This window comes from Sporosarcina sp. CAU 1771, from assembly GCF_054482775.1.
Genome location: NZ_JBTLRN010000022.1, coordinates 21,953 through 39,392, shown reverse-complemented (window position 1 = coordinate 39,392; position 17,440 = coordinate 21,953). Strand labels below are relative to the sequence as shown.

23 protein-coding genes are annotated in these 17,440 nt (G+C 37.4%); 4 read left to right on the top strand and 19 right to left on the bottom strand.

Translation table 11 applies throughout. From position 1 onward, the window contains the following. Window positions 1–16: 16 nt before the first annotated feature. From deoD to ACXYMX_RS13245, 17 genes are all read right to left on the bottom strand, one after another. The gene (gene deoD / locus ACXYMX_RS13325) at window positions 17–721 is read right to left on the bottom strand and encodes a purine-nucleoside phosphorylase (protein ID WP_459044735.1); all 705 of its coding nucleotides are present in this window, start codon (window positions 719–721) and stop codon (window positions 17–19) included. 114 nt (window positions 722–835) lie between these two features. Next, complete coding sequence (locus ACXYMX_RS13320; RefSeq protein WP_459044734.1) at window positions 836–1,060, bottom strand: YozE family protein; 225 nt, start codon at window positions 1,058–1,060, stop codon at window positions 836–838. Between the two features lie 20 nt (window positions 1,061–1,080). Beyond that, window positions 1,081–1,500 (bottom strand): peptide-methionine (R)-S-oxide reductase MsrB, encoded by a 420-nt coding sequence (msrB, locus tag ACXYMX_RS13315; RefSeq protein WP_459044733.1) that lies wholly within the window; start codon window positions 1,498–1,500, stop codon window positions 1,081–1,083. Continuing rightward, entirely contained in the window at window positions 1,501–2,028 is a 528-nt protein-coding gene (msrA, locus tag ACXYMX_RS13310; protein ID WP_459044732.1) for a peptide-methionine (S)-S-oxide reductase MsrA, read from the bottom strand. Window positions 2,029–2,040: 12 nt separating this feature from the next. Beyond that, window positions 2,041–2,616 carry a YpmS family protein gene (locus ACXYMX_RS13305; protein WP_459044731.1) on the bottom strand — a complete coding sequence of 192 codons (576 nt, stop codon included), beginning with the start codon at window positions 2,614–2,616 and terminating at the stop codon, window positions 2,041–2,043. Window positions 2,617–2,629: 13 nt separating this feature from the next. Continuing rightward, complete coding sequence (locus ACXYMX_RS13300; protein WP_459044730.1) at window positions 2,630–3,448, bottom strand: GDSL-type esterase/lipase family protein; 819 nt, start codon at window positions 3,446–3,448, stop codon at window positions 2,630–2,632. A 26-nt stretch (window positions 3,449–3,474) separates the two neighbouring features. Continuing rightward, complete coding sequence (locus ACXYMX_RS13295; protein WP_459044729.1) at window positions 3,475–4,314, bottom strand: DegV family protein; 840 nt, start codon at window positions 4,312–4,314, stop codon at window positions 3,475–3,477. A gap of 134 nt (window positions 4,315–4,448) precedes the next feature. After that, complete coding sequence (locus ACXYMX_RS13290; RefSeq protein WP_459044728.1) at window positions 4,449–5,081, bottom strand: lysophospholipid acyltransferase family protein; 633 nt, start codon at window positions 5,079–5,081, stop codon at window positions 4,449–4,451. Window positions 5,082–5,170: 89 nt separating this feature from the next. Then, window positions 5,171–5,662, bottom strand: coding sequence for a dihydrofolate reductase (locus ACXYMX_RS13285; RefSeq protein ID WP_459044727.1), 492 nt, complete (start codon window positions 5,660–5,662; stop codon window positions 5,171–5,173). A 15-nt stretch (window positions 5,663–5,677) separates the two neighbouring features. Beyond that, on the bottom strand, window positions 5,678–6,619 hold the full coding sequence (locus ACXYMX_RS13280; RefSeq protein WP_459044726.1) for a thymidylate synthase: 942 nt from the start codon (window positions 6,617–6,619) through the stop codon (window positions 5,678–5,680). Window positions 6,620–6,675: 56 nt separating this feature from the next. Continuing rightward, complete coding sequence (locus ACXYMX_RS13275) at window positions 6,676–7,263, bottom strand: YpjP family protein (protein WP_459044725.1); 588 nt, start codon at window positions 7,261–7,263, stop codon at window positions 6,676–6,678. A 215-nt stretch (window positions 7,264–7,478) separates the two neighbouring features. Beyond that, the gene (locus ACXYMX_RS13270; protein ID WP_459044724.1) at window positions 7,479–8,282 is read right to left on the bottom strand and encodes a class I SAM-dependent methyltransferase; all 804 of its coding nucleotides are present in this window, start codon (window positions 8,280–8,282) and stop codon (window positions 7,479–7,481) included. Further along, the gene (locus tag ACXYMX_RS13265; RefSeq protein ID WP_459044723.1) at window positions 8,279–8,716 is read right to left on the bottom strand and encodes a BrxA/BrxB family bacilliredoxin; all 438 of its coding nucleotides are present in this window, start codon (window positions 8,714–8,716) and stop codon (window positions 8,279–8,281) included. The genes ACXYMX_RS13270 and ACXYMX_RS13265 overlap by 4 nt, the downstream gene beginning before the upstream one ends. Before the next feature lie 148 nt (window positions 8,717–8,864). Further along, window positions 8,865–9,290, bottom strand: a complete 426-nt coding sequence (locus tag ACXYMX_RS13260) for a hypothetical protein (protein ID WP_459044722.1) — start codon at window positions 9,288–9,290, stop codon at window positions 8,865–8,867. A 74-nt stretch (window positions 9,291–9,364) separates the two neighbouring features. After that, window positions 9,365–10,498, bottom strand: coding sequence for a conserved virulence factor C family protein (locus tag ACXYMX_RS13255; RefSeq protein ID WP_459044721.1), 1,134 nt, complete (start codon window positions 10,496–10,498; stop codon window positions 9,365–9,367). 13 nt (window positions 10,499–10,511) lie between these two features. Then, on the bottom strand, window positions 10,512–10,772 hold the full coding sequence (locus ACXYMX_RS13250) for a NifU N-terminal domain-containing protein (RefSeq protein WP_459044720.1): 261 nt from the start codon (window positions 10,770–10,772) through the stop codon (window positions 10,512–10,514). Window positions 10,773–10,800: 28 nt separating this feature from the next. Continuing rightward, window positions 10,801–12,684 carry an ABC-F family ATP-binding cassette domain-containing protein gene (locus ACXYMX_RS13245; protein ID WP_459044719.1) on the bottom strand — a complete coding sequence of 628 codons (1,884 nt, stop codon included), beginning with the start codon at window positions 12,682–12,684 and terminating at the stop codon, window positions 10,801–10,803. A 227-nt stretch (window positions 12,685–12,911) separates the two neighbouring features. On the opposite strand from ACXYMX_RS13245, the gene ACXYMX_RS13240 reads away from it, so the two are divergent. From ACXYMX_RS13240 to ACXYMX_RS13225, 4 genes are read left to right on the top strand one after another with little or no spacing between them, the layout of a single operon-like run. Further along, a complete protein-coding gene (locus tag ACXYMX_RS13240) occupies window positions 12,912–13,319 on the top strand; it encodes a LytTR family DNA-binding domain-containing protein (protein ID WP_459044718.1) in 408 nt (135 codons plus the stop codon). A 51-nt stretch (window positions 13,320–13,370) separates the two neighbouring features. Beyond that, a complete protein-coding gene (locus ACXYMX_RS13235; RefSeq protein WP_459044717.1) occupies window positions 13,371–13,805 on the top strand; it encodes a hypothetical protein in 435 nt (144 codons plus the stop codon). Then, window positions 13,789–14,724, top strand: a complete 936-nt coding sequence (locus ACXYMX_RS13230) for an ABC transporter ATP-binding protein (RefSeq protein ID WP_459044716.1) — start codon at window positions 13,789–13,791, stop codon at window positions 14,722–14,724. Before ACXYMX_RS13235 ends, ACXYMX_RS13230 begins: the two co-directional genes overlap by 17 nt. Then, complete coding sequence (locus ACXYMX_RS13225) at window positions 14,702–15,556, top strand: ABC transporter permease (RefSeq protein ID WP_459044715.1); 855 nt, start codon at window positions 14,702–14,704, stop codon at window positions 15,554–15,556. Before ACXYMX_RS13230 ends, ACXYMX_RS13225 begins: the two co-directional genes overlap by 23 nt. A 20-nt stretch (window positions 15,557–15,576) precedes the next feature. Here the strand turns inward: ACXYMX_RS13225 and ACXYMX_RS13220 are convergent, their stop codons facing one another. Together ACXYMX_RS13220 and ACXYMX_RS13215 are read right to left on the bottom strand one after the other, a co-directional pair. Further along, window positions 15,577–16,722 carry a glycerate kinase gene (locus tag ACXYMX_RS13220; RefSeq protein ID WP_459044714.1) on the bottom strand — a complete coding sequence of 382 codons (1,146 nt, stop codon included), beginning with the start codon at window positions 16,720–16,722 and terminating at the stop codon, window positions 15,577–15,579. A gap of 187 nt (window positions 16,723–16,909) precedes the next feature. Further along, complete coding sequence (locus ACXYMX_RS13215) at window positions 16,910–17,170, bottom strand: hypothetical protein (protein ID WP_459044713.1); 261 nt, start codon at window positions 17,168–17,170, stop codon at window positions 16,910–16,912. Window positions 17,171–17,440: the final 270 nt, after the last annotated feature.

Here is a 17,440-nt window from a genome sequence, read left to right as displayed (position 1 = left end):
CCGAATCTTCATCCAATTAATCCAGAATCGCTGCGTCAAGTGCAACTTCGATCATATCATTAAACGTCAGTTGACGTTCTTCTGCTGAAGTAGCTTCACCAGTAAGAATGTGGTCGCTAACTGTTAGAATTGCTAGCGCCTGACAACCGAATTTAGCTGCTAGTGTATAAAGAGCTGCAGCTTCCATTTCAACTGCAAGTACACCATATTGTGCCCACTTTTCATGATTAGCAAATTCGTTATAGAATAAGTCTTCTGTATATACGTTTCCAACCTTTATGTCTAAACCTTTTTCAACACCAGCGTTATACGCCTTTAAAAGTAAATCAAAGTCAGCAGTCGGTGCAAAATCATTGCCATCGAAGATGATTTGGTTCATACGAGAGTTTGTTGACGCACTCTGGGCAATAATTACATCGCGAACATGAACGTCTTTCTGTATCGCACCACATGTTCCAACACGAATTAGTTTTTTAACTCCGTATTCTTGCATTAGTTCTGTTATATAGATTGAAATCGATGGAACACCCATTCCAGTTCCTTGAACAGAAATACGCTTACCTTTATAAGTACCCGTGTATCCAAACATGTTTCGAACATCATTGTATTGTTTCACATCTTCTAGAAAGTTTTCTGCAATATATTTTGCCCGTAGTGGATCTCCTGGCAGTAAAATCGTTTCAGCAATCTCTCCTTGTTGTGCGTTAATATGTATACTCATTTATTATTCCCCGCTTCCATTTTTTTAATAATACAGCTTCTTCGTTAGAAATTATTATATTTCCCATATAATCATACATGCTATATTTCCTTTATGCAATGAAGATGGCGTCTACTAAAGCTCTGTTCTTTCTTCGTAAATCTTAAACAACTCATCAAAAACAATAGACCGTAGCTCGTCATCCGATTTTTCCTCAATATAACGCGAAAGTGGGTCGAATTGCGTTTCAACTTTAGGAAAACTTAAATCATTAAACATGCGTTCAGCAAATCGTGATTTTTCATCATCTTTTGCTCCGCCTCGATACGAAAGTGTAAATTGATAAAAGGATCGCTTCATTTACTCAATTCCTTCCTGAATTAGAATAAACTAATATATGCTTCGTAACCTTCTTCTTTTAATTGATCAACAGGAATAAAACGAAGGGCGGCAGAATTTATACAGTACCTAAGTCCGGCCTCACCAGGACCATCTGGAAATACATGTCCCAAGTGTGAATCAGCAGTTTTAGAGCGAACTTCTACCCTACGCATCCCAAGTGTCTGATCAACGTGTTCAGAAACTTCTTCGCTTTCAATCGGCTTTGTAAAACTAGGCCATCCGCACCCAGCATCGTATTTATCTAGAGAGCTAAATAATGGTTTCCCCGAAACAATATCAACATATATGCCATGCTCAAAATGACTATCGAACTCATTTCTAAATGGAGGCTCGGTACCACTTTCTTGAGTTACATGATATTGCATAGCGGTTAACTTAGTCTTGAGATCTTTTTTCATTTATTGTTCCCCCCATTTCACTTTTTTAAAGTTCTCTCGTCCAGAACCGGATGCATAGCGATTATAATGACTTGGATTTTTCATGTAATAATCCTGATGCCCTTCTTCAGCTCGGTAAAATGGTTTTGCGGGCAATATTTCGGTCGCAATCGGCTTGTCGAACTTGCCGGAACTTTGTAAGGCTGACTTAGAATTTTCAGCAAGAAGCTGCTGTTCATCTGAATGCACAAAAATAGCCGTTTCATAAGATTCCCCACGATCAAAAAATTGTCCCCCTGGATCTGTAGGGTCAATTTGACGCCAGAAAATATCAAGTAGCTCACTATATGAAATTAATTCATCATCAAAAGTGATTTGTACCGCCTCCCTATGCCCTGTTTTATTCGTACAAACAAGCTCATAGGATGGGTTTACGATATCTCCACCTGTATAGCCCGAAACTACAGATAGAACGCCTTCATACCGATGGAAAGGTTTTACCATACACCAAAAACAACCTCCAGCAAATGTTGCTAATGCTTCTCCCATGCGTTCTCCTCCTCATTTTTTAGGAATGAAAATTTCAAGAATAATTTCATCTTCTGCAAGATTAAACTCTTTTGCTCTTACTTGTAAATTTCCGGATACGGGTATATCAGATAAGTTGATAAATATTTCTTCCTCTTTGGAGCGGACAATCATCCAAGAGGGAAGCTTTACCGAATCTTTTAATATCTTTAAGACTGTCGAAGGAGGAATTGTTAACTTGCCTAATTCAACGGATGACTGTTTTAAAACTAAATTCCCATCTGCATTAACTATTGGTTCAAAGTGCATTACAACAGGAAGCGTATAGGAAAAAACAGTCAATTCAGACGTTAATACAATATCATCTTTCACTTCTAATTTTAAAGGTAAAGGTTCACCTTTCACAGCTTTTTGAATATAGGTATTGGCAATACCTTCAAAGTCGCTTTTAGATGAACGAACTGTTAATTTATGAGTCGAGGCATTGTTTGATTGGACTTCTGGTATTTCAACCGATTCGACAGGGCTTCCGATAAAGATAAATAATGCGACAACACCGGTTATTATCAATCCAACTAATAAGAAGAAATTTAATTTCCAAAAATTCATTTAATGCGTCCCCCTACATATCCAGCTGCCCATCCGACATTTTTTGTAAATCACACATCTCAAACGAATCTAAAAATCGTTGAGCCATTGAGTCATACCCTTTGGCATTCGGGTGAAAAAAATCTGTGTGATAAACCATTGCTGTATTCGAGTCAAATAAGTCTACTACAGGAACGAAGCAGGACTTTCCATCCATAACGGCATGGAATTCTATTGCGTTGTTCCATTCATCTATTATATCCTCAAAGTCGGTTGCTTCATCCGTTACAATTGAAAAGGGATTATAAAGTCCCGCTACACCTATTACTACATGATCGTTTAACGCTCTGATAGTACCGAACACTTCATCCATATTTTTATCGAAACTTTTTAATTCATCATAAAATGGTTCTTTTTGAAGCTTGAAAAGGTTTTTTTTAACAACTTTCATAATATCATTTCCACCAATAGTGAGTAAAATGATATCCGCTTCTTTCACAAATGCTTGAATTTCTTTTTCTTCAAGTTGCTTCAGTAATTGATCACTTCGTCGTCCTTTTTTTGCCAAATTATCGAATTCGATGTCTTTGATTCCCTTCCAGCCTTTAATCTCTTCCGTAATGCGACCAGTGTATCCACCTTTTTTTAATTCATCTCCAACTCCTTGCGTTAAGGAGTCTCCAATGCCGACGACTTTAATCACTTTTGGAATAAAATAATTGGGTATCGTCCATTCTTTAAAGTTGGAACTCTTTCTTTCTGGAAATATAACGTCTGTCGATTTTACAATTGGAGAAGTGCACCCGGACAAACATATTGAGAAGACAATTAGACTAACTAGTACTCTCCTCACTTCACGTTCTCCTTTTCTAGTTAGAGTTAGTCAGTATAATACATAAAACCAATTGCACCCTCACCAGTGTGAGTGCTTATAATCGGTGTTGCGTATGTTATCTTGACATCTATTATTCCAGTTTCTTCAATAAGTTCTTTTAAAGGTAATGCCATTTGCAACCCATTCGCATGTGAGATACCTACACTGTGAACTTCCTTTCCCGCTGTTTCTTCTGTGAACGCTTTGAATAAATGCGCGACCACTTGTTTGTGACTTCTCGCTTTTGCAACAGGTGTATACACGCCATCTTGTAGCGTAGCAATAGGTTTAATGTTTAGCAGTGAACCTATCATTGCTCGACCTTTCCCAATACGACCACCTTTAACAAGGTTATCTAAAATATCTACAACTACGAAGAGCGAAGTCTTTTTTCGAACAGCGTGGAGTCGGTCAACAATTTCTTTAACGGTTTTCCCCATTTCAGCCATTTTAACGGCTTCAAGCACTTGAAATGCCAAACCGTGTGAAATAAACATTGAATCGATCACAGTTACATTTGAGTTGGACATTTCAGCGGCTGTTTGTGCTGATTTAACGGTGCCACTCATGCCACCTGTCATATGTATCGAGATGATTTCACTTCCATCTTTCCCAAGTTCATCGTAAAGCTCCTTAAATGCACCCGCAGCAGGCTGTGAACTTTTTGGTAGTTCTTTTGCTGCTCCCATCAATTCAAGAAATTCCTTTGGCTCTAAATCTACGCCGTCAATATAAGTTTTACCTTCAATTTGAATCGTCAGTGGCACAACATAAATGCCATTCCTTTTAATTTCTTCTTCAGTTAAATCTGAGGTCGAATCCGTAACAATATATACTTTTTTCACAGGACATACTCCCTTCGACTTTTGATGAACATTTTATAAATCTATCAAGTTAATCATACTTTTGTTTAAAATTAAGCTATACAGGAGGTACATATTCCTTAATTTCATAGACATACGAAAGCTTAAAGTGTATTTTACCTACCTTGTTTCTCAACCGCTAACTTAATCATTTCATTCGCATGACTAAGAAGTTCTGCTCTACTAAGATTTTTACATTGTTCAGCAGAAATTAAGGGTAAGATTGCAATTTTCACATGTGCAGGCTTAATTATATTGTTATTTTTTTCCATAATAATTGAAGTGCCTGAAAGTGCAATAGGGACAATCGGAACATTTGCAAGCTGGGCTATTTTTGCAAAGCCAGATTTAAAAGTCTGTACGCCTTCACTTTTGCTTCTGGTTCCTTCGGGAAATATCAACATAGAATGACCTTCCTTTAACTTTACTGCCGCATCATCCAATACATTCATGGCACTTCTACGATTAGAACGATCTAGAAACACACAATTCATCTCGATCATCCATTCTCGAATAATTGGTAATTTCTTCACTTCCACTTTTGATATGAATCCAAAAGGCTTTGGAATGTGTGCAATTAATACAGGGATATCAAAATTACCTTCATGATTACTAATAAACAAAACAGGGCCTTCTGGTAGGTTCTCAATACCACTAACCGAAAATGTACTACCCGTTTGATTCAAGATTCCGAGCGCCCATTTTTTAGGAATCTCATCTATATATAAATCTCTTATAGATGGATCCAAGTCTAAACTAATTTTCTTCGAAGACTTAAGTTTTTTTATAGTGAAAGGGAGATATCCAAACAAATATGAAAAAGTCCTAATTGTGCGGATCATTTATCCTTATCACTTTTTTCGTAGATTAAATATGAAAAAGGAATTCCAACAACCGTTTTCATCTCTTCAGAAGATGAGATGAGTTCCCATCCTGAGCTATACTCTGGAAAAAAAGTATCTCCTGGAAATGAGTGTTGAATCGACGTGATGTATAAGCGATCTGCAATTTCTAAAGTTAATTTGAATATTTCAGAACCACCGATAATCATCACTTCTTCATTGTATTCTTTTGCTTTTTCAATTGCCTCAGTTAGGTCTTGTACGACCAGAACACCTTCCGCAGAATAGTCCTGATTTCTCGTGACGACTATATTTAATCTTCCGGGAAGTGGCCTCCCAATCGATTCATATGTTTTTCGTCCCATGACCATCGCTTTTCCCATGGTCATTTTTTTAAAATAAGCGAGATCTTCTGGAATATACCAAGGCAAATCGTTATTTAATCCTATTACTCGATTCGCATCATGTGCTACTAATAATGAAATCATACAGTTCGCCCTTTCTTAGACAGCAATTGGCGCTTTAATGCGCGGATGGGGATCATAACCCTCAATAATAATGTCAGTTAACTCCATATCGAAAATGGATTTCCCGTTTGTGTTTAGTTTTAATGAAGGCAATTCTTTTGGCTCTCTAGATAGTTGTTCGTTCACTTGATTGATGTGATTGGAATAGATATGCGCATCTCCCAAAGTGTGAACAAACTCTCCAACCTCCAAGTCGCATTCATGGGCGATTAAATGCACCAAAAGCGCATAGGAGGCTATGTTAAACGGCACTCCAAGAAATATATCTGCGCTGCGTTGATAAAGCTGACAAGATAGTTTTCCTTCCGAAACATAAAACTGAAAAAGTGCATGACACGGCGGCAGTGCCATATCTTCAACTTCTGATGGATTCCATGCACTTACAATATGACGCCTTGAATCTGGATTGTTTTTAATACCTTCAATTAAATTTGCAATTTGGTCAATAGAACCATCTCCAGTTGTCCACGAACGCCATTGCTTTCCGTAAACTGGACCAAGATCTGCATATTTTTCCGCAAATTGTTCATCTTCTATAACGCGTTCTTTAAATGATTTCATTTCTTTCAAATAAACTTCTGCAAAATCAGGATCTTGAGTAGCTCTTCGTCCAAAATCTTTCATATCAGGACCTGTATATTCGTCACTACTCACCCATTGTTCAAACGCCCATTCATCCCAGATTGGGTTGCGGTCTTGAATCAATGTTCTTACGTTTGTATCCCCTTTTAAAAACCACAACAGTTCCGAAGCGATAAGACGGAATGCTGTTTTTTTGGTAGTCATTAAAGGAAATCCTTTTGCTAAATCAAATCTCATCTGATAACCGAACACACTAACCGTTCCAGTACCTGTACGATCTTCTTTCTTATTACCTGTTTCAAGAACATGTTTACATAAATCTAAATACTGTTTCAAAAAAACCCTCCTAGCATATAACTTTAGTATAACAAAAACTCCGCGAAAATGGTTGTTTAAGACAACCATTTTGGCGGAGTGTTCTTCGACCAGTAAATATCACCGATAGAATAATGAGTTGCGAAATTGTCCTCTGAAATATGATAATGGAAATTAAAGAAAAAACCATCTTGAGGACGTTTTTCTGTTCGTACATGAAAACGGATTACATCTTTGTTTAAATCCATATCAACAACATGAAAGATTTTCTCGGAATAATTCCCGGCCGGCTTTTCACTAATTGCGAGACGCCTTTTTTGAATATCATTTGTATCTAACAGTGTCATTCGAATAGCCTCGTCAATTTTTGGAAAGATCACTTCATCAAACTCATCGCCTATAACTGGACCTATTTTAGAACCGAATTTTACATAAGCTTGCTGTTTAGCAGTTTCGACAATTTCATCTTCAATGGAACGAAAATGGTACTTCGTTTCGGGTTCATCAAAGCCTAAATGATACGTAGTATTTTCTTGTGGTACACCAGCTTGTTTTGTATCACTTTTTTCTTGAAGAAATGTCCATATTTCATGTCCTGGTGTGATTACACCAAATGTAAGGAGGGCAACCGTAACAATAAGCGACTTTTGTAACCACTTTTTCAAGTCTTTCACCTACACTTCAAGTTTAATTTTAGAATAGAAAAGGTTTCTTCTTTCCTTCTTTCATTGTACAATATATATGTAGATAAATGTACGTTTTTTTGAAGGAGGTTGTCACTGATGACTATCATCGATGTAATGGGTCTCGGAATGCTCGCCCTACTCGTATACTTGAGCGCACTTAACTTTACACATTAATCAAAACTAGCCACCACCTCCTAATTAAGGAAGTGGTGGCTTTCCCTTTTTTCTATTGTCCCAAAGTGGAATTTGGTATTTGGTCTTACAAATCGATTCGCACCGTAGTGCTCGAACACCGGTGAGTCAAACCTGTCTTTGATGACAACCCGCTCCTTAGAGACACGGTATGCCTGTTGCATCCACTCTAGGGTCAATGAAGCTTGCGCACCGACTTGTCTGAGAGGCGTAAAATTAGATGATTCTTCAATAGGAGCACTAAACATAGGATCAATATATACGATATCCCAACTAGAGTCAGCCTGTGCTTTTAAAAACTCGATTGAGTCTATCTGTACAACTTGCACTCGTTTCATAGCTTCTACGAGTTCAGCAGATTCAGAAGGAAAAGAACGCAAACCAACTTTCGTTATAAACGCAACATCGGGGTCCATCTCGAGTCCAGTTACGCACCCCTTACTTCCCACTACAGAAGAAGCAATAATACTATCTGAGGCGAGACCAAGTGTGCAATCTAAAAACGACATTCCTTCTTGCAACTGAGCAGCTTGAATTAGTGGGTCCTCTTCTCCGGTTACCAATCGTTTAATGCGAAATGCTGCCGAGTTCGGATGAAAGAAAAATGGTTTTTCCATACCTTTACGATAAAGTTCATATCGACTCTTCCCCGCGATCAAACATGCTGCATCGTAGTCATTTTGCAATCGTGCAATCGACCTTTTTTTTCGCTCAACAATAGAATACCCTAGAACATCAGCTGCTTGTTCCGCAAATAGCTGAGAAATCTGGCCTGGTCTACCGCCCGTCGAAATTATCGTTTTCACTTACTGCAAACTTTGTCTAGAGCGCCCGACAAATGCTCCTTAATTTGCTCCATTTCGTAATCCTCGATTTGTTCTCTTGGTATAAAATACGCAAGTGCACCATCTTTCCATAATGCAATGGAAGGTGAACTAGGAGCAACCTCTGGCATTAAGTCTCTTAGTGCTGATGTTGCTTCTTTGTCTTGACCAGCAAACACTGTAAACAAATGATCTGGTGCATTTTTGGTTTCTTCAAGTGCTTCTCGAACTGCAGGACGAGCTAAACCTGCGGCACACCCACAAACCGAATTAATAACAATTAACGCGGTACCTTCAAGTTTACTCATATTTTCTTGTACTTCTTCTTCTGTTGTTAGTTCTGTAAATCCTGTCTGGACTAATTCTTGTCGCATAGGCCCTATAATGCCCTTCATATATTCATCATAAGCATTCATTTTATTTTCCTCCTTTGTAATCCAATAGATATTAATAAAGACTTGGAACATCTTTCATTCTACCTTGTCAAGACCATTTATTCATCATAAGTACCTTGTAGTACTGAGTTTTCCGGGATATATAAATTTAATTAGTAAGAAAGTATATTTAGTTAGTTAGCTCATTAAAGGCAAGTACCTTTAATGCCAAGATTTCTTCATCAGTAAATTTACCTTCCATTTCTTGTAGAACGAAAAGTATTTCATTCTCGGACATACCCTTTTCTGCTTTGGATTGTAACGTCAGAAGTTCAGATATTCCTATCTTTTTTATGAGTAGTCGCATTGCCTCTTCTTTCGTAGTGAACGCCAGATTTTGTCTATCTACTTTTTCTACCTCTTCGATGTACTGCTTCAATTCAGGGTCACTAGAAACCATTTTTTTGAAATCATCTACATATCCGTTACTTTTTAATTCTGCAGTTACCTCATTTACTACCTTGTCAGAAGCCCAGTTTAATCCGTAATAATACACGCCATATCCAATCCCACATACCACTATGAGTGTTACCAATACTGACTTCAGTACCTTCATTTCTTCTTCTCCTTTTATAAAGAAAGAAAACGTTAGCAACCTGTATCATTTATTGGTTGCTAACGTTTTCTATTTTATTTGTTTGATGCTGATCTGGCCTCGGTCATTTGTTTCCAAATAGAGCCTTTCGCATCTTCCCCTTCAGAGATTCGAGCGATTGCCATTCCAATTTGAAGTTTAACCTCAAATTCGGGATCCTGCTCAGCTTTCTTTAAGGCCGGAATTGCACGTTCAGTTCCTGTTTCATAAAGGAACATTGCGGCTCTCCATCGAACGAGTTTATTTCGGTCTTGTAATAAATCAATTGCAGCACGTTCAAACCCTTCAAAACCTAAGTCACTCATGCAGTCGGCTGCTGTCCTTCGAACTGCCCAACTTTTATCATGAAGAGCTTTTTCGATAAGTGGGATTACAGCTTCATCTTCTATCATGCCCAAATAAACAGTCGCAAGTCTTCGAATCGACATTTTTTCATCTTCTAATGCCTTTTCTAACACCGGTGTATCGGACATATCTGGATCTGGCATTTGGTCAAGAAGTTGAAATCTCTTCTCCCATTCATCAACAGTAAACTCTTCAAGCGTTACTTTTGATCCGCGTAGTACACTATCGGTTTCGCCTTCTTTAGAATTACGAATGATTTCGTTCAGTCGGTCATCTGAATAAGCAGCTTCCACTTCTTGAATTACGACTTCTCCAATTTCAGTTTTATCACCGTATCGGATACCGTAATCCGCCCATTTACGTAGTAAAATATAGTTATCAACTTCTGTACTATGGACTTCGTTCATAGCTGCGATGAAACGTTCGCTTAAGCCGAATCGCTCTTCTGAAATGCTATCAAAAACTTTAACTTGGAGAGGAATATCTTTGTAAGTTTGGACATGGACATAGACCTCACCGTAACGATTGTCTACCTCTTCTTCTTCAGTGTTATTCTGCTCGCCCTGTTCATCATTGAAGACAGTTTGGACTTCTGAAAGAATCGTTTCCCATGCAACATTCCCTACTCGTTCGACTGCCAAAAAATCCATAACATGATAAATTCCTCGAATTCCATTAATAGATAATAAATCAGATATCGGATGCGGAGCAGTTTCTACGTCTGCTTTTTTATAATTATGACTCGTCCCCGATGGTAATTCCATATCTAAAATAATTTTCATTGAATTTGGACTTGGTGTTGGTTCGATTGTTACGATTTTCAATCAGGTTACCTCCTTATACCTTTGGGATAATTGCTTGTACATCAGCAAGTATAGTATCCCACTCCACGTCTCCGCTTCTTTCAACTGCCATGAAATTCATGACGTGATAAATACCATTAATGCCATTTACTTTTAGTAATGAAGCCATTGGTTCTGTTGCTGTATCCGCATCGCTTTTCTTAAGATTAAAGCTCGTTCCTGTAGGTAGTTCAGTATCCATTACAATTCTCATCGAATTCGGATTTGGTGTTGGTTCAATTGATAATATTTTCATTTTTATTTCCCCCTAATTTATATTCGTATTATTGATCAAATTCCTGCAAATAGGTCCAACGTTCAAAGAGTTTTTCATAGTTTTCATTTAATTTTTCCAGTTTTTCTGTTAGTTCTCTTAATTTATCATAATCTGACCCAGCCGATGCCATTTCCTCTTCAGTTGAAACAATAATTGCTTCTGCTTCTTCAACGTCTTTTTCGATTGTATCCCATTCTTTCCTCTCGGAGTAGGACATTTTTCTTTTTTCAATATCAACTTTAACAATTGGTTCACTTACTTCAACTAGTTCTTCCTCTGTATTATCTACTGGAGGTAAATAACTTTCAAGGAAATCTGAATAAATACCAAACCAAGTATCGACTTTTCCGCTACCATCAAGCACCCATAACTTTGTACAAGTTCTGTCTAAGAAAAATCTATCATGTGAAATCGTGATAACAACGCCTGGAAATGTATCAATAAAATTTTCTAAAACAGACAGAGTTTCTAAGTCTAAATCGTTTGTAGGCTCATCTAGCAGAAGGACGTTTGGTTGTTCCATAAGCAGCTTCAATAAGTGCAGTCGTTTACGTTCCCCGCCAGATAACTTCCCAATGGGAGTTCCATGGGCTCTTGTTGGGAATAAAAAACGTTCTAACATTTGCGAAGCAGAAATACGATTTCCAGTTCCGTCTTCAATATCATTTGACGTTTCACGTATATATTCAATAATTCGCTTATCGCCATCTACCTTGGGAATATGTTGATGGAAGTGGGCAATACGTACTGTTGACCCCTTATCAATCTCTCCTGAATCTGGCTGACTTTCTTCTGAGAACATATTGAGCAGAGTTGACTTTCCTGCCCCATTTGGTCCGACTACAGCAATCCGATCACCTGATTGAAGAAGGCTTGAGAAATCATCGATTATTAATTTGTCTCCAAACGATTTGGATATTCCGATTGCTTCAAGTACTTTCTTTCCAAGGCGAGTTGTTTTAAGTGCAACATCCATATCCGGGCCCGCATCTTCTTTCTTTACTTTTTCTTTTAGTTCCTCAAAACGACCAATTCTAGCTTTTTGTTTTGTTGACCTTGCTTTGGCACCACGTCGAATCCACTTCAACTCCGTTCGGAAGCGATTCCTCATCTTGTCATCTGTAGATGCATCCATTTCTTCACGAAGAGCTCTTGCCTCTAAGTAATCGGCATAATTTCCTGTATGTGAATACAACGTTTTATTTGCTAGTTCATAGATGTGAGTTGCGATACCATCAAGAAAATAACGATCATGCGTCACAAAAATTACTGCACCTTGTTCGTTATTCAAATAATCTTGAAGCCAAGTGATTGACTCAACATCTAAATGGTTTGTAGGCTCATCCAAAAGTAGTAAATCAGCTGGTTCAATAAGTACTTTAGCTAATGAAACACGCTTTTGCTGTCCCCCCGATAACTCACCCATCTTCTTATCAAAGGTTTCTATACCTAACTTAGATAAAATCGTACGTGCCTTCGCATTTAAATCCCATGCATTATAATCATCCATATTATTCATCGCTTGTGAGTAACGATCTTGGGTAGCTGTTGACTCAGCATCTACCGAAAGAGCATCGAGTGCATTTTCATATTCAAGATTTATGCGAATAATGGGAGCATCACTATTAAACACCGTTTCCATTACAGTTAGGTTTGGATCTTCTGAAGGTTCTTGTGGCAAATAAACAATTCTGTATTTATTTGGATGCTCTTTAGAAATTGAATCAGCTTCTTCAATTCCACTAATAATCGACAACAACGTCGATTTACCAGTACCGTTAACACCAATAAGTCCTACCTTTTCACCGTTTACAATTGTGAACGCTATATTTTCAAACAGTGTTTTTTCTCCGACGGTCTTTGTTAATTTTTCGACAATCAATTGACTCATAACAACACATCCATTTCTAAGCTTACATATACCTAGTATAGCTTATTCCGTCTATTAAATGTAAATTGGAGGTTTATATCGTAAAACTTCACCTTTTGCCAAGGAAATCAACATTTGAATTCAATAAAATGCATCTTGCCATTGACCATATGCAACTTACCTATTTATCGTTGTTCCACCAATTATGAAATGGTACGCTTCAACTAGTAAAGAATTACTCGAAGGATGTGAGAATCATTCGCCTAACAATCAATGAATCTGATACGCAAAAAGATGTAGAAATAATAATAAACTGTCCACGTATCGATGCGCAACTTAATCGTTTGATAAATCAAATCAAACAATTTGAACTTACCTTAACTGGAAAGAGAAACGACACAACTTATATTCTATCCATTTCAGATTTATTTTATTTCGAATCCGTCGACAATAAAACATTTCTTTACGATGAAAAAGACGTCTATCAAAGTGATTTGAAATTGTATGAACTCGAGCAACTTGTCCAAAATACAAACTTCATTCGTATTAGTAAAAATTTAATCGTCAATACATCCTATATTGAAAATGTTCGCGCTTTATTTAACGGTAAGTTTGAGGCGATCTTATTGAACGGAGAGAAAGTTATTGTTAATTGACACTATGTTAAAAAATTCAAAGAAACTTTTTTGAAGTAAGGAGGAAGTCTTATGAAAGAAATCATGAGGTATATTAGCTCGGGTTGTATCTCGTTTACGTTAAGCTCAGTTTTTTATCTGTTTTTCAGTTCCATAGATATATTCCCGCCATACGATGAACAACTGGCTTTTACAATGTTGTTTATCTCCATCAGTATTTTGTTTTTCATCTACATAATCCATTTGCTACCTATACAGAGTTCACTACTTTCAAGACTACTAGAAGTTTTCATAGTTCAATTCGTATTAATCGTTGCAATCTCCTTTTTTAATATGGTGCCACTTAAAAGCATTTACACAATTTATGTTCTGGGGATGGGTTTAGCAGTTTATATCCTCCTGATAACAATTCTTTTTATTGGTGATAAAGCTACTGCGGACAAAATTAATTTAGCTATACGCTCACGCAATAAGGAAAGGAAGGAAGTCAATGAACAAAATTATTGAAGTCGAGAATTTATCCAAATCATTTGGTGAAGTTCAAGCAGTAAATAATTGTAGTTTTTATGTAGAAAAAGGTTCCCTTTTTGCGTTTTTAGGAACAAATGGCGCCGGGAAATCAACCACGATTTCTATCTTGTTGACTCTATTACAACAAGATAAAGGTACTGTTAAAGTGCATGGCTATATGGTAGGTAAAGATGATCATGCCATACGAAAGGAAATCGGTGTCGTCTTTCAAGAAAGCTTATTGGATGCTTTGCTTACTGTTGAAGAGAATTTGAAAATTCGAAGTGCTTTTTATGGGCACAACAAAAAGGAAAGAGATGCTGCAATCGAAAGAGTGGTCTCTTTAGCAGGATTGCATTCATTTTTAAAACGCCCCTATGGAAAGTTGTCAGGCGGTGAAAAGCGAAGAGCAGATATAGCACGTGCACTTCTTCATAATCCCTCTATTTTAGTATTGGATGAACCGACGACAGGACTCGATTCACAAAGCAGAAAAAATATATGGGAAACTATTCTTATTCTTCAAAAAGAACGAAAAATGACTGTTTTTTTAACTACACATTATATAGAAGAAGCTGTAGGGGCTGATTATGTTGTAGTGATGAAAGAAGGGAATATTATTGCAAAAGGAACACCTGAACAGTTAAAAGATACGCACTCATCACATAAACTAATTTGCACTACGAATAATGAGGATGAGATGAAAAATAGACTACTTGCAGATCAGTATGCATTTCACACTGAAAAGTCTCTCGTTTATATTGCCTTAGAGGAAACATTGGATGCCATTCCTATTTTGTCCGCATACTCGAAGTTCATCACATCGTTTGAAGTACGTAAATCCAGTTTAGATGACGTATTCATTGTAATTAACGGAAAGGATGTGACTGACAATGTTAGCCTTCGCCAAGCGTAACATCCTATTATATTTTAGAGACAAAGCAACGGTTTTCTTTTCATTACTAGCCGTACTTATATTAATCGCTTTATACGTTTTATTTTTAGGGGATTTGACAGCCAAGAGCCTTCCTGACTTCCCTTCGAAAAAGGGCTTGCTAACGTCTTGGTTTATCGCCGGAATGTTAGCAATTACATCGCTAACAACTACTTTAGGTTCATTCGGAAATCTTGTAGAGGATCGTTCAAATAAAACGTATATGGATTTTTATTCCTCTCCTATTTCACGAGGGAAGTTAGTTGGGGGATATGTTCTAAGCGCATTATTTATAGGTTTTATCATGTGTTTCTTTACATTAATTACTGCAGAAATCTACCTATTTTTTATTGGTGAATCGCTATTATCTCCAAGTAAAATGCTTGCTGTTATTGGTGTCATCATCTTGTCAGTTTTAGCAAGTGCGTCTATGATTCTACTCTTAGTTTCATTTTTTAAAACGTCTAATGCTTTTGCAGCAGCTAGCACGGTCATCGGTACACTTTTAGGGTTTGTGGCAGGGATATATATTCCAATCGGCAGTTTGCCTGACTATTTGCAAACAATCGTAAAAATCTTTCCGGTTTCTCATTCAGCTGTATTGTTCAGGCAATTACTTATGGATTCTCCTATGATTGAAGCTTTTTCACAAGCACCTGCTGAAATGAAAGAATTATTTCTATCGAACATGGGGGTCGTTTTCGAAGTTAATGGTAAAATTGTTTCTCCCTTAACAAGCGTTATCTATCTAATAGGCACGACTATTCTGTTTTTCTTACTCTCTTTGATCGTTATGAACAAGAAGAACAAATGATGCGATAATAAGAGTTAACTTTATCGCATCATTTGATTATTTTTAACGTAGTTTTCAATTACTCGTTCTGTTTTTAATTGAAGATATCGAAAAGCATTTTTTATTGAATCTTCTTCCGTAACTGCTTCATCTGAAATCGAGTGAATTTCGGTAAATAAGGATTCGAACTGCTGATCATTCTGATTATCAATCGTTCCCGAAATGAGAATAACCGGCTTCCCTCTGTTTTCACATGCCTTGGCGATGCCGAAAGGGGTTTTTCCAGACAAGGTTTGTACATCTGTCTTTCCCTCGCCTGTCAAAACTAAGTGAGCGTCTGTTAGATGTTCATCGAAAGAAATTGCCTTTAATACAACGCTAATTCCTTGCTTCATATCACATGGAAAGAAAGCTAGAAAAGCACCCCCTGCTCCTCCTGCAGCTCCTGCACCTTTCTTTGATTGAAGAGAATTTCCAGTTATTCTTTCGATCACATTACCATAATTCTTTAAGTTCGCATCAAGTTGTGCAACCATTTCTGGTGTTGCCCCTTTTTGAGGGCCAAACACAGCAGATGCTCCTAGCGGTCCAATCAGCGGATTTTCTACATCACAGGCAATAACAAAGTTACTTTGTGCTATGTATGGATGAAAATCAGTACTGTCAATGCTAGCAAGTTCATCTAGTGAGCCACCGCCTCTTGTGAGGGCCGCGCCACTAACGTCAAGCAAGTTCATCCCTAAAGCTTCTAGCATGCCTGCGCCACCATCATTCGTAGCACTTCCGCCTAGTCCAATAATAAACTTTCTATACCCCGCATCGAGTGCATGTCGGATTAATTGGCCTGTACCATAAGAGGAAGTCAATAATGGATTTAATTCTTCTTCAGATAAAAGCATTATGCCAGATGCTTCTGCAATTTCAATAACGCATGTTTCTTCGTCACCTAATACTCCATAGCACGCTTCGATTATTCTTCCCAATGGATCATGTACGAGAATCGAAACTAGTTTACCTTCAGTAGCACCCACTAGACTGCTCATTGTCCCCTCACCGCCGTCTGCTGCTGGCAACAAAATGGTTTCAATTGTAGGATCTACATTATGAATTCCCGTCTTCATTGCTTCCGCAGCTTCGACTGCAGTTAAACTCCCTTTAAATGAATCCGGAGCCACAATTATCTTCATCCATCTCACCTCTGCAATTGATAATAATGGTTCAAGCCTACCTCACAAAACGTCTCATTTATCTCGTCACGAAAGGGAGAGTGAACTTATACTCTCCCTATGATTTTGTCCGGAACTTTCTGTTGATAGAAGGTTGATTTATAACTTCATTACCAAAGAGTTTACCATACTTGGATTACATTGCTTACTAACTAAATGAATCCTTATTGCTTTCAGGTTGCTCGATTAACGCTTTACCTCCTGAATACATACCACTTGCGGATAAACCCATCATTAATCCAACAAGTATTCCGCCTTTAATATCGCCTGGGTGCATATAAAAAATCCCTGCCAATAGACCAAATAGTAACGAAACAATAGGTAACATCTTTTTTGGCAAACCAGTGATTTTGAGCAATTGAACAATTCCAATTATTAAAGGTATAAGTACTACGTCGTAAATTTCCAATCCAGCCACCCCCTAATCTCGGTAATATACTTTTCGTTGTAGTTCATTGTATGAAATCGGGAAAGATAACATGAGAATAGTCATTTTATATTTCGGATTAGGTCTTACCTCCATGATTTATTCGTTTCTTAATTTTCTTTCCAAAACCATATCTTCTATATTGCAATTCTAAAATAGTTTATCAATTACAAAGATGCTGTAAAATCAATGTATTCTTTTATTTTATGCTTTGAATTGTTATTTTTGACTTCACAAAAGAGATAGATGTAT

Excerpts from the sequence above, each read along its gene's own strand:
- deoD (WP_459044735.1), bottom strand. The coding sequence starts at position 721 with ATGAGTATACATATTAACGCACAACAAGGAGAGATTGCTGAAACGATT.
- ACXYMX_RS13320 (WP_459044734.1), bottom strand. The coding sequence starts at position 1,060 with ATGAAGCGATCCTTTTATCAATTTACACTTTCGTATCGAGGCGGAGCA.
- msrB (WP_459044733.1), bottom strand. The coding sequence starts at position 1,500 with ATGAAAAAAGATCTCAAGACTAAGTTAACCGCTATGCAATATCATGTA.
- msrA (WP_459044732.1), bottom strand. The coding sequence starts at position 2,028 with ATGGGAGAAGCATTAGCAACATTTGCTGGAGGTTGTTTTTGGTGTATG.
- ACXYMX_RS13305 (WP_459044731.1), bottom strand. The coding sequence starts at position 2,616 with ATGAATTTTTGGAAATTAAATTTCTTCTTATTAGTTGGATTGATAATA.
- ACXYMX_RS13285 (WP_459044727.1), bottom strand. The coding sequence starts at position 5,662 with ATGATTTCATTATTAGTAGCACATGATGCGAATCGAGTAATAGGATTA.
- ACXYMX_RS13265 (WP_459044723.1), bottom strand. The coding sequence starts at position 8,716 with ATGAATGCTTATGATGAATATATGAAGGGCATTATAGGGCCTATGCGA.
- ACXYMX_RS13260 (WP_459044722.1), bottom strand. The coding sequence starts at position 9,290 with ATGAAGGTACTGAAGTCAGTATTGGTAACACTCATAGTGGTATGTGGG.
- ACXYMX_RS13250 (WP_459044720.1), bottom strand. The coding sequence starts at position 10,772 with ATGAAAATATTATCAATTGAACCAACACCAAATCCGAATTCGATGAGA.
- ACXYMX_RS13245 (WP_459044719.1), bottom strand. The coding sequence starts at position 12,684 with ATGAGTCAATTGATTGTCGAAAAATTAACAAAGACCGTCGGAGAAAAA.
- ACXYMX_RS13235 (WP_459044717.1), top strand. The coding sequence starts at position 13,371 with ATGAAAGAAATCATGAGGTATATTAGCTCGGGTTGTATCTCGTTTACG.
- ACXYMX_RS13230 (WP_459044716.1), top strand. The coding sequence starts at position 13,789 with ATGAACAAAATTATTGAAGTCGAGAATTTATCCAAATCATTTGGTGAA.
- ACXYMX_RS13225 (WP_459044715.1), top strand. The coding sequence starts at position 14,702 with ATGTTAGCCTTCGCCAAGCGTAACATCCTATTATATTTTAGAGACAAA.
- ACXYMX_RS13220 (WP_459044714.1), bottom strand. The coding sequence starts at position 16,722 with ATGAAGATAATTGTGGCTCCGGATTCATTTAAAGGGAGTTTAACTGCA.